Consider the following 1,379-nt stretch of genomic DNA (forward strand, 5'->3'; position numbering starts at 1 on the left):
TGCACGCCGGAGGTGGGCAGCGCGTCGAACGCCCGCAGCGTGCGCAGCGCCGCGACGAGCGAGGCGGCGAGCCCGACGGAGGTCCCCGCGTACACGGCGCGGATCTCCGAGCGGGCCGCGGCCGTGGGGGCCGCCCCCCCGAACACGCCGGGGACGAGGGCGGGGCGCACGAGCGAGACGAGGGCGAGGGCGGCGTACGCGGCGGCCGGGAGCCACCGCGCGGGGTGGGCGGCCGGGCGGTTCACGGTCCCGAGCCTGGCACTGGCCGCGGGCGGGCGACAGCGGGCGGGGTGCGGTGTCGCTGGGGTGCGGTGTCGCTGGGGTGCGGTGTCGCCGGGGTGAGGTGTCGCTGGGGTGCGATGCTGGACCGGTGCGCAGGTGGGACCCGGTCCAGGACCGCGAGACCCGGCAGCAGCGGCGGATCGCGGCGGCCGGGGCTCCCGAACCGCCCACGGCGCACGTCGACGGGTTCGCGGGCTACCCGCGCTTCTACCTCAAGCTGCGCCGCGGCGAGGTCCTGGACATGAGCGCCTCCTTCGAGGACCTGGTGCGGTCCGCCCGCGGCGGGTGGGCCGCGGGCACCACGGTGACGGCCACCCACCAGGCGCCCGACGGGCACCCCGTGGTGTTCGACGGGTCCGCCACCGGGGCCGTGTGCGGGTCCAGCCGGTGGGTGCCCGAGGTGCCGGGCGGGCCGGTCGCCGAGGTCGTCGCGGCCCTGCGCACGCTGCGGGCGTTCGACGCGCTGCCCACCTCCGGCGTGCAGGCGGACGCGGTGGAGGGCTCCGGGGTGCAGCGCTCGCAGCAGGCGTGGCTGGCCGGGGAGGCCAAGGACGGAGTCGACGGCTTCCGCGTCGAGTGCCGCCGGCCCGCCGGCCACGACGGGGACTGCGTCGCCCGTGCCCAGCTCGGCGACGTCGAGTGGCACTGGGACCGTCGCGAGCACGTCATCCGCGCCTGACCCCGCGGTGATCAGGCAGGTCGTCCCTGCCCGGTCGACGGGTCCGGTGCGCACCGTCAGGGCAGGTGACGGAAGTGACTCTGGTTGCAGCGCAGACCTTTCGGTAGGATCGAACGCGTGTACGAACCGGTCGCGCTGCCCGCTCCCGACACCCTCACCGGTGCCGGGGACGAGGCGCTGCTCGACCTGGTGGTCACCCTGGACCGGGAGCGCTGCCGGCTGGACGCGCTGGGGCTTCGGGCCGTCGAGGAACTGCGGCGGCGCCGCGTCGCGGAACACCCCGGCCTCGCGGCCGCCGACGACACCGACCCGGTGCAGCTCACCGGGGAGCAGGTCCTCGCCTCCGAGCTGTGCGCGGCCCTGCGGATCGCCGACGCCACCGCGCACCAGCGCATCACCACCGCCCGGACGTTGACCG

General features: G+C 77.1%; 2 protein-coding genes and 1 pseudogene. 2 read left to right on the forward strand and 1 reads right to left on the reverse strand.

Going from position 1 to position 1,379, the window contains the following annotated elements:
• Positions 1 to 245 (reverse strand): annotated as a pseudogene (locus GTR02_RS21695) (DUF4345 family protein); the annotation flags it as partial.
• A gap of 125 nt (positions 246 to 370) precedes the next feature.
• On the opposite strand from GTR02_RS21695, the gene GTR02_RS21700 reads away from it, so the two are divergent.
• Together GTR02_RS21700 and GTR02_RS21705 are read left to right on the forward strand one after the other, a co-directional pair.
• Entirely contained in the window at positions 371 to 961 is a 591-nt protein-coding gene (locus GTR02_RS21700; protein WP_166609538.1) for a hypothetical protein, read from the forward strand.
• 117 nt (positions 962 to 1,078) lie between these two features.
• Positions 1,079 to 1,379 (forward strand): hypothetical protein (locus tag GTR02_RS21705; RefSeq protein ID WP_166609539.1); only part of this gene is annotated, 301 nt, incomplete at its 3' end.

Source organism: Kineococcus siccus (assembly GCF_009906795.1).
GTDB lineage: Bacteria > Actinomycetota > Actinomycetes > Actinomycetales > Kineococcaceae > Kineococcus > Kineococcus siccus.